Here is an 8,780-nt window from a genome sequence, read left to right as displayed (position 1 = left end):
TGTTGTAGCCCCCAAAAGCCCGGACATTTCTCACGGTGCTGCTTGGGCCGCGATGAACTCGCGGGGTGAACGATATCCGAGCGCCCGATGCGGGTGAAGCTCGTTGTAGTGGTCGAACCATTCCGGCAGGGCGAGCATGACGGTTTTGGCATCCGGGATGGGATTCACCGCGACGTAATCGCGCTTGAAGGTGCGCACGAAGGCTTCGGCCATGCCGTTGCTCTGCGGGCTCTGGACCGGGGTGGTGAGCGGTTCCAGACCGATCTCGCGGGCAAAGCGCCGGGTCGGACCTGCGATGAAGCAGGAGCCGTTATCGGTCAGCCATTCGATGGTCTGCGGCAAGCGGTTGACCTTGCCGAAGCGGTGCTCGACGGCGGTGACCATGAGGTCGCACACATCCTCGCCTTTGATGCCCTCGGTGGTGGCGATATGGCCCATGGCTTCCCGGTCGCAGCAATCGAGCGCGAAGGCGACGCGAACCTTTTCGCCGTTGTCGCAGCCGATCTCGAAGCCGTCGGAGCACCAGCGCAAATTGGAGCGCGCGACAGCGATGCGGCCGTCGTGACGGCGTTCGACCCCGCCAGCATGGCGTTCGAGCAGAAGGCCGTTGACCTTCATCACCCGGTAGACCCGCTTGCGGTTGGCGGGCGCACGGCCCTCGGCCAGGGCCTTGCGGCGCAACCTGGCCCAGATGCGGGCATAGCCGTAGCTCGGCATGTCGTCGATGACTGCCTCGATTTCGGCCAGCAGCGCCTCTTCCGGCAGGGGCGGACGGCCTCTGCGCTGGGGAGAGCGCCCGGCCGTCCGCTGCGCCAGCCGCGCGGCGAGATGCGAACGGGCCACGTCCAGCGTCGCGGCGACGGCGTTCATGGCAAACCGTCCTTGGGCAGCGACAGCGACCGCAATCTCCGTTTTTTTATATCCTCCGCCAGGTCCAGAGCGTCTTTTAGGATTTCCACCTCAAGGGTCTTCTTGCCCAGGAGCCGCTGTAATTCTCGGATTTGCTCCTGCTGCGCCCGGAAGGCGGAGGCCGGGACCACTTCCTCCTCGGCCGCCGTCGCGGTCAGCGCCCCTTGCTCGGCAAGCCGCCGCCACGTGAAAAGCTGGTTCGGCGACACGCCGCACCGGCGGGCGACAAGGCTGACCGTGACGCCCGCCTCGCGCGTCTGCGCGACGATCTCCAACTTCTCCGCAACCGACCACCGGCGGCGGCGCTCAGGCCCGGTCAGGACCTCAATCTTCGGATAAGAACCAGTCATAGCCACGACATTACTCCCAACCCTTATTTTAAGGGTGAGACCTGTCCGGGGAATTCGGGGGCCGTTTCAGCGCCCGCCGCCGTCGCTGGCTATGCGCTGGTCCACGGCATCACGCGCGAGGCCGTGCCGTCCGAGGTCTGGCGGCAAATCTTCTGCATCCTTGGCGGCGGCTTCGTTGGCGTGTCGGCGCTGGTGCGGCTTCTCGGAACTGTGCAATCGATCGATCAAAGCGCGTGAACTGCATGGCAACTGGCTCTATTGTCTTCGCGCTCCAACTATTTTCGAAATCCATAGAGAGATGCCGTGTTCAAGAGTGCGCTCAACCTGACTGATCCCGATCCCTATTTTGCCGGAACCGCAGGATTTGTAGGGAGCACGCTTCTGGACCTGCACAAGGACATGTGCGCGTTCGAGCTTCCGGAGGCCGTGCCCGAAAGCGTGCGACGGGCGCACAATGCGGTTCGACACGTCTATGTCTACGCCTATTTCTCCTATGATCTTCTGACCTTGGCAGCCAGCCAGACATTTCCCTGTTTGGAATTGGCCCTGCGAGAGCGCATCGGGCATCAATTTGCCGGCAGGGTCGATAAGAGCGGAAAGCCGCGTCCGGCGATGCTCGACGAACTGCTGCGGGTGGCCAAGGAACAGAACCTGATCCTTTCGAAGATCGAGCATCTGAGCCGAATGCGCAATATGTTTGCCCATGGCAGCGACACCGTTCTCAATCCACCGTTGTTTCTGATCCCGTTTGAGATCGTCACGAATATCATTCGAGAACTCTACACCCCTTGATAGCCGAGAACCTTCGACAGTCCCTTTGTCTCGGATGACGTCGCCCTTCGGGCCGCGTTCTTGGCTGCGCCGGAACCACGCCCATGGCGCGTTTCCGCCATTCGGCTTCGACCGCTAACGCAAAGAGGCGCTACGCCATTTCTCCGAAGCCCCGCAGGGGCGGCGCATCTCGCGTTTCGCCTTTGCATCACCGTGCAACGGGCTCATGCGTTGGGCCGTTTCCTCATCGTACTCGACAATGCGGGTTGAGCCGCATGGGAATGTCGGATCATTCAGCAGACAGCAGAAGCGCTCGGCATCAGGCGGGTGGCTCCCTTCCAGATTCGCCAATCATGGCGCCGCCGGCGGCGAGCGAAGATCGGAAGGGCGCGCGCGGTCTCGCCTCGGCAGAGATCGTCTCCTTGCATTGGCATCGAGGATCAGGGTGACGATGACGCGTCTCGATTCAGCCGCGCCGTGTCTGGGGCATGCACCGGCGTCGCCGTTGCCGTGTTCTTCCCGATTTTCCTGTCAGCCGCCCCTAAAGGCGTCCTCGATTGGTTTGGGTCTGACCGAGGACCGGCGACGCTGAAGCATCGCCTCGATCGTCTTCCCGCAACGGCCGTCACCAGCTTTTTTCCGCCGCGCGTGAGCGCGCTTTGCATCGCCAGGCAAAAAAGCCGTCTCCGGCCGTCTTCCACTTCGTTCCGCCCTCCGGGTGCAGGGCCGATCGTCCCCGGTCGCACGACCCGCATCGAGGACGCGATAGGCGCGGCCCGATCGAAAAAGGAACACGACAATGGCGACCATCGGCACCTTCACGAAGAACGACAACGGCACAGCCGGCTTCACCGGTTCGGTCAAGACCCTGACCCTCAACGTCAAGGCCAAGTTCGTCCCCACCGAGGGCGAGAGCGAGCGCGGCCCCGACTTCCGCATCATCGCCGGCAACAGCGTCGAGTTCGGCGCAGCCTGGAAGAAGACTGCCCGCGAGACGCAGCGCGAATATCTCTCGGTCAAGCTGGACGATCCGAGCTTCCCGGCGCCGATCTACGCCAGCCTGGTCGAGACCGAGGACGGCGAAGGCCACAGCCTCATCTGGTCCCGCCGCAGCGGCGACTGAGGCCGGAACCCCAAGAAGCCCCGCTCACCCGAGCGGGGCTTCGTCATGCTCATGGCCGCACGCCTTTCAGGAAATACCGTGATCAGGATGTCCGTGTTCACGGCTTTCAGGCTTGCACATCCTGATCGATGTCTCTCGCCCGGCTCCCGCTGGCGCTCACGCCAGGCCGCGTGCTTAGGGCCAGCCCTCGGCGCACTTCGGAGTGAGCTTCCGCCCAGCTTCGGTCGCTGCGCTCCAACCCAAGCCCATAGGAGAAAGACCATGTATCACCAGCTTGCAACCCGTTTCGGCCGCAACGCGCACCAGATCAGCGGGCGCGAGCCGCTCGATAACGAGGCGCTTTACCGCCACGTCCCATCGATCTTCGCGCGCGAGGCGCATGACAGCCGTTCGGAACGCTATATCTATGTTCCCACCATCGACATCGTGGAGGGATTGCGCCGCGAAGGATGGTTTCCGTTCTTCGCCGTCCAGTCCGTGCCACGCGACGGGAGCCGGCACGGCCACGCCAAGCACATGCTGCGCCTGCGCCGCGATGACGGCATCGGCAAGCCAGAAGCCGCCGAAGTCATCATCGTCAACAGCCATGACGGGACCAGCGCCTATCAGATGTTCGCGGGCATACTAAGATTCGTCTGCGCCAACAGCATGATTGCGGGCGAGCGGTTCGAGGAAGTCCGCGTGCCGCACAAGGGCAATATCCAGCATGACATCATCGAAGGCGTTTACACCGTCGCCGAGGATTTCCCGCGCCTGATCGACGCCAGCGAGACGATGAAGGAAACGCGCCTGTCGCAGGACGAGCAACGCGTCTTTGCTGAGGCGAGCCTTGTTGCCCGTTATGGCGAGGATGAAAGCCCCGTCCGTCCAGACCAGATCATCGCGCCGCGCCGCCGCGAGGATGTCGGGCAAAGCCTCTGGACCACCTTCAACGTCATTCAGGAAAACGTCATTCGTGGTGGATTGCATGGCCGCAAGCGCAACGCCGAGGGGCGCATCCGCCGCAGTCAGACCCGCGCCATCAATGGCATCGACCAGAATGTCAGCCTCAACCGCGCGCTGTGGACGCTGGCTGAGGGAATGCAGCGCTTGAAGACAGCATGAATGCAAAGCCGTAGAGCCGGGTCTCCGGCTCTACGGTTCCGCGTCTTTCAGGATGTCCGTGTCCGGCATTTTTGTGCCGATCCGGCTTTGCGGATCGGCGCGCGGCCGTGCCCGGAACACGGCCGCCGCTCGCCGGGCTTCGCCCGGCTCGCAAAAACATGCAGACAATGTTAAGAAGAAAATAACCAATATTGATCGCCACGCACGATCAACATATCCGCCTATGGCGGCTACAAACACGCTCCCTTGTCGATGAAACTCTCTGTCCGGGTGTTGGCTTGCATGACCCGGTGAATGAGAGGTTACGCTATGCTCAGCATCGATTGGCGCTCGCCGGCAGCGTATCAGCATGCCGAAGGCATTCCCGCCGCCGGCTTCGCCTGGGAATATCTCCGCCGCGATGATGATTATCATCGCGACTTCCAGAAGATTGAGCGTCTCAGGAAACCGGCCGCGCGTTCGCTGGCGGCATTTTCGAAACGCTGGGGGTTACGATTTCCCGTGTGATCCCGACACGCCGTCAGATCAGCAGTCACTGTTCTGGATACCAAGCCTGCAGCCACAAGCCGTTAGTCTCACTATAGTGCCGCAGGCGATCGACGCGGACGCCGTCACGCCGATCGCTCTGACGCAGCTCGACGGCCTTGATCTGCGCCAGTCCGATGACGGCTGGCACGGCGTCTGGCAGGCCGATGGTGTCACGCATCAGTTCTGGCTCGTCCATGCGCCTTCCGAGGTGGCGACGTTCTACGCCGTCATCTTGCCGTTGGACGCGCTTCTCGAACTGCGCGTGCATGCTGCACGACGGTTCTGGCGCGCGCTCAATGGCCGTGCGCCAGGCCCGGACTTCCGGGCGATGCCGGCGCAGCTTCGGCGGTTCCATATCCTCTCGCTGCGGGCGCTCGACGCGCGGCAGCGCGGCGAGAGCTACCGCACCATTGCCAAAGTTCTCCTCGGCTTTCGCGGCACGAAGGAGGATTGGGAAAACGACCCGCGCAAGAACCAGGCCCGCCGCCTTGTGGCCCACGGACTGAGCATGATGAAGGGCGGCTATCGCCTGCTGTTGCACTATCCGATCAAGCTGCGTCGCCGGTAGGCAAACGCCGCCAAATAGCGCGCGCCGCAAGGGGTGCCGCCAGCACCTTGGTGCAAATGCGGCACGCTCCGCGCCGCCGATCCTTCGCCATGGTTCGCCATCGCGCGCTGTCGCCACCGACAGCCGCACGCATGACGAACCAGAGGTGATCTTATGGCCGACCAGAAGGCGGACCTGCCGCCGCGCCTGTTGCGCACGCCCGATGCCGCGCGCTTTCTTGGAATCTCGCTCCGCACGCTGGAGAAGCATCGCACATACGGGACCGGTCCGGTCTATCGCAAGATCGGCGGCCGCGTCGTCTATGCGATCGAAGACCTGCAAGCCTGGTCCGCGATCGGCGCTCGCAAATCGACGCGCGACACGGATGTCGGCCGCGTGTTTCCGGCGCGTCGCCTGACGCCGACCGAGCGGGGCGAACGCTGAATGCCGCGCGACGATGACCATCGCCGCGAGCGTCAGCGCAAAGCCAGCGAGCGGACCAACCTCGATCCTTTCGTGGTGATCGGCGGCGACGCATCGCCCCGCGACCAGCGCGACCTGATGGAGCGGCCGTTCTTTTCGCTGGCGAAGACGCCGCGCACCCGACCGATCTTCTACCAGGCCGCCGATGTCGAGGTGCGGGTGTTCGGCATGCCCGAGCATGGCATGGCCACCATCTGGGACGCCGACGTTCTGATCTGGGCCGCTTCGCAGCTCGTCGAGGCCGCGAACCGCGGGCTCGCGACCTCGCGCTTCTTTCGCTTCACACCCTACCAGCTCCTGCGCGGTATCGGCCGCCCGACCGGCAACCGGCAATATCTGTTGCTGAAGGCCGCGCTGGCGCGCCTGCAATCGACCGTCATCGCCACAACCATCCGCAACGGCGCGCATTGGCGCCGCCGGCAATTCTCCTGGATCAACGAATGGGAGGAGATGACGACGCAGGCCGGCCGCGTTGAGGGCATGGAATTCGTGCTGCCCGAATGGTTCTACAATGGCGTCGTCGACCGCTCGCTGGTGCTTGCCATCGACCCGGCCTATTTCCGGCTGACCGGCGGCATCGAACGCTGGCTGTATCGCGTCGCGCGCAAGCATGCCGGCCGCCAGCACGACGGCTGGCTGTTCGAGATTGCGCATCTTCACGCCAAGTCCGGCAGTCTCGCGCGTGTCTCCGATTTCGCGCTCGACCTGCGCCGCATCGCGGCGCGTCAGCCATTGCCCGGCTACCGGCTTCAGATCGAACGGGATGACCACCGCGAACTGCTGCGCATCTGGCCCGACAAACAATCCACAGTGCCTGTTGAAAACCATGTGAATGGTATCGGTACATCAGGCGCACGCACTATCGGTACATCAGGCGCAAATCGCGCGGCGCACTCTATAGAAGAATCTAACAGAGAATTTAACTCTTCTTCTTTGACGCACGCGCACGCGATCCATGGTGCCGGTGCCACCCGCCGAGGTGCGCCATGATCGTCGCGCTCCTCAACCAAAAAGGCGGTGTCGGCAAGACGACGCTCGCGCTGCATCTCGCCGGTGCATGGGCCAGCAGAGGACACCGTGTCACCCTGATCGACGCCGATCCGCAAGGCTCGGCGCTCGACTGGTCGCAGCAGCGGAGCCGCGAGGGCCTGCCGCGCCTGTTCGGCGTCGTCGCCCTGGCGCGCGACACGCTGCATCGCGAAGCCCCCGAGCTGGCGCGTGACGCCGATCATGTCGTCATCGACGGTCCGCCGCGCATCGCCGGCCTCATGCGCTCGGCGCTGCTCGCCGTCGACCTGGTGCTGATCCCAGTGCAGCCGTCGCCGCTCGACGGCTGGGCCTCGGCCGAGATGCTGGCGCTTCTCAGCGAAGCGCGCATCTACCGGCCGCAGCTCGCAGCCCGTTTCGTGCTCAACCGCTGCGGCGCGCGCACCATCATCGCCCGCGAGACGGCCGAGACGCTGGCCGATCACGATCCCCCCGTGCTCGCCAGCACCATCGGCCAGCGTGTCGTCTTCGCCGACGCTGCGCAGTCCGGCCGGCTCGCTTCCGAGATCGATGATGACAGTCCGGCCGCACGCGAGATCGCCGCGCTTGCCGCCGAGATCGATCGGCTCCGAATCGCGAGGACCGCGCCATGACCGGGCGCGCCGGCAAGCGCGGCTTCGCCTCCCGCCCGGGCGACGCCGAGAGCTGGATCAAGGCTCCCGACGCGCAGTCCCTGCGCGCGGACGCCACTGCCACCTTCACCGCGCGGCTGACGATCGACATCACGCCGGAGCTGCGCGGCCGCATCAAGGTCGCGGCCTTCCGGCGCGGTGAGACCGTCACCGACATGCTGCGCGCGCTGCTCGCGCGCGAATTCCCACCCACCGAGGGAGAGACCTCATGACCGGCAATGCGGCCCGCCGCATGCGCGGCCGTCCGCTGCCGGACGGTTCCGCGCCCTCCACCACCTTGGTCGAGCTGACCTGGAGCCAAAAGAAAATCGAGAACTGGATCAGGTTCGGCCGCAAGAGCTACGAACAGATTCTCGACCGTCGCCGCATCATCGTCGGCTTCGCGCCCGACGGCATCTTCGCCTTCGTCCGCTGGGCCTCCAACGATTTCGGCACGATCATCTCGCGCATCGACATCGTGCGCGCGGTCGGCCGCGGCGAGCCGTTCCAGACGCTGCCTTTCGTGCGGCCCGGCGGCGACATCCTGCTGCGCCTTGATGGCTGGCCCAGGGTTGAGCGCGTGCTGCAGGCGATCGACGCGGTGGAGGCGCTCGGCCTCGATCCGGCGGACGTTGCGCCGGAGCATTGGCGGCATGTCCACAACCGGCTGAGCGTCGGAGAGGCGCCGCGCACCTACACGCCCGGGCAGCATGCGGCCTGGCTTCGCCGCCGCAGGATCGTGCCATGACGCGCGCCGGCCTCATCATCGCGACGGCTCTCGCGACCATGGGCGTCGGTTATCCCGGCCTCACGCCGATGCCGATCAAACTGATCTGGAACGCGTCGGCGAGCGCGCCGATCGGCTTCTACACGATCGACTTCGACGGCCCGTTCGAGGTGACCGATCTCGTTGCCGTCGACGCTCCCGAACCGCTCGCGACCTTCCTCGCCGATCGCGGCTATCTGCCGAAAGGCGTGCCGCTGATGAAGCGCGTGCTGGCGGTGTCCGGACAAACGGTTTGCCGGACCAACCTCACCATCACCGTCGATCGCGTCGAGGTCGGAACGGCGCTCGAACGCGATCGCGCCGGCCGCGATCTGCCGGTCTGGCAGGGCTGCCGTCGCATCCCGACCGGCGAGATCTTCCTCATGAACTGGCAGGTCCGCGACAGCCTCGACGGTCGCTATTTCGGCCCGACCTCCACGGACCATATCATCGGTCGCGCGGTCCCGCTGTGGACCGACGAGGACGGCGACGGCCACTTCATGTGGCGCGCGCCGACACACTGACTTCGCTTTCCCACCCC

12 protein-coding genes are annotated in these 8,780 nt (G+C 64.8%); 11 read left to right on the top strand and 1 reads right to left on the bottom strand.

Annotated elements, in window-relative coordinates; genetic code table 11:
• Nucleotides 1-30: 30 nt before the first annotated feature.
• Nucleotides 31-1,259 (bottom strand): IS3 family transposase gene (locus ACFPN9_RS25915; RefSeq protein WP_137900809.1). Its coding sequence is split into 2 segments (ribosomal slippage): nucleotides 31-929 and nucleotides 929-1,259, totalling 1,230 coding nucleotides; the frame shifts between segments, so codons are not numbered across the junction.
• A gap of 303 nt (nucleotides 1,260-1,562) precedes the next feature.
• On the opposite strand from ACFPN9_RS25915, the gene ACFPN9_RS25910 reads away from it, so the two are divergent.
• From ACFPN9_RS25910 to ACFPN9_RS25860, 11 genes are all read left to right on the top strand, one after another.
• Nucleotides 1,563-2,051 carry a hypothetical protein gene (locus tag ACFPN9_RS25910; RefSeq protein WP_024925055.1) on the top strand — a complete coding sequence of 163 codons (489 nt, stop codon included), beginning with the start codon at nucleotides 1,563-1,565 and terminating at the stop codon, nucleotides 2,049-2,051.
• A 778-nt stretch (nucleotides 2,052-2,829) separates the two neighbouring features.
• Complete coding sequence (locus ACFPN9_RS25905; RefSeq protein ID WP_024925056.1) at nucleotides 2,830-3,153, top strand: DUF736 domain-containing protein; 324 nt, start codon at nucleotides 2,830-2,832, stop codon at nucleotides 3,151-3,153.
• A gap of 261 nt (nucleotides 3,154-3,414) precedes the next feature.
• Entirely contained in the window at nucleotides 3,415-4,257 is an 843-nt protein-coding gene (locus ACFPN9_RS25900) for a DUF932 domain-containing protein (protein WP_024925057.1), read from the top strand.
• A 309-nt stretch (nucleotides 4,258-4,566) separates the two neighbouring features.
• The gene (locus ACFPN9_RS25895; RefSeq protein WP_024925058.1) at nucleotides 4,567-4,764 is read left to right on the top strand and encodes a transcriptional regulator domain-containing protein; all 198 of its coding nucleotides are present in this window, start codon (nucleotides 4,567-4,569) and stop codon (nucleotides 4,762-4,764) included.
• 142 nt (nucleotides 4,765-4,906) lie between these two features.
• Nucleotides 4,907-5,353, top strand: a complete 447-nt coding sequence (locus tag ACFPN9_RS25890; protein ID WP_024925059.1) for a DUF2285 domain-containing protein — start codon at nucleotides 4,907-4,909, stop codon at nucleotides 5,351-5,353.
• Between the two features lie 153 nt (nucleotides 5,354-5,506).
• Nucleotides 5,507-5,776, top strand: a complete 270-nt coding sequence (locus ACFPN9_RS25885) for a helix-turn-helix transcriptional regulator (RefSeq protein WP_024925060.1) — start codon at nucleotides 5,507-5,509, stop codon at nucleotides 5,774-5,776.
• Nucleotides 5,777-6,805 (top strand): replication initiator protein A, encoded by a 1,029-nt coding sequence (locus tag ACFPN9_RS25880; protein ID WP_137900808.1) that lies wholly within the window; start codon nucleotides 5,777-5,779, stop codon nucleotides 6,803-6,805.
• On the top strand, nucleotides 6,802-7,455 hold the full coding sequence (gene parA / locus ACFPN9_RS25875; RefSeq protein WP_024925062.1) for a ParA family partition ATPase: 654 nt from the start codon (nucleotides 6,802-6,804) through the stop codon (nucleotides 7,453-7,455). The genes ACFPN9_RS25880 and parA overlap by 4 nt, the downstream gene beginning before the upstream one ends.
• Nucleotides 7,452-7,706 (top strand): hypothetical protein, encoded by a 255-nt coding sequence (locus tag ACFPN9_RS25870; RefSeq protein ID WP_024925063.1) that lies wholly within the window; start codon nucleotides 7,452-7,454, stop codon nucleotides 7,704-7,706. The genes parA and ACFPN9_RS25870 overlap by 4 nt, the downstream gene beginning before the upstream one ends.
• Nucleotides 7,703-8,221 carry a DUF2840 domain-containing protein gene (locus tag ACFPN9_RS25865; RefSeq protein ID WP_377817871.1) on the top strand — a complete coding sequence of 173 codons (519 nt, stop codon included), beginning with the start codon at nucleotides 7,703-7,705 and terminating at the stop codon, nucleotides 8,219-8,221. The genes ACFPN9_RS25870 and ACFPN9_RS25865 overlap by 4 nt, the downstream gene beginning before the upstream one ends.
• On the top strand, nucleotides 8,218-8,763 hold the full coding sequence (locus ACFPN9_RS25860; RefSeq protein ID WP_024925065.1) for a S26 family signal peptidase: 546 nt from the start codon (nucleotides 8,218-8,220) through the stop codon (nucleotides 8,761-8,763). The genes ACFPN9_RS25865 and ACFPN9_RS25860 overlap by 4 nt, the downstream gene beginning before the upstream one ends.
• Nucleotides 8,764-8,780: the final 17 nt, after the last annotated feature.

This window comes from Allobosea massiliensis (assembly GCF_042655245.1).
In the GTDB taxonomy this organism is placed as follows: Bacteria; Pseudomonadota; Alphaproteobacteria; order Rhizobiales; family Beijerinckiaceae; genus Allobosea; species Allobosea massiliensis.
The sequence above is the reverse complement of the archived record's forward strand: the minus strand, read 5'-3'. Positions and strand labels throughout refer to the sequence as shown.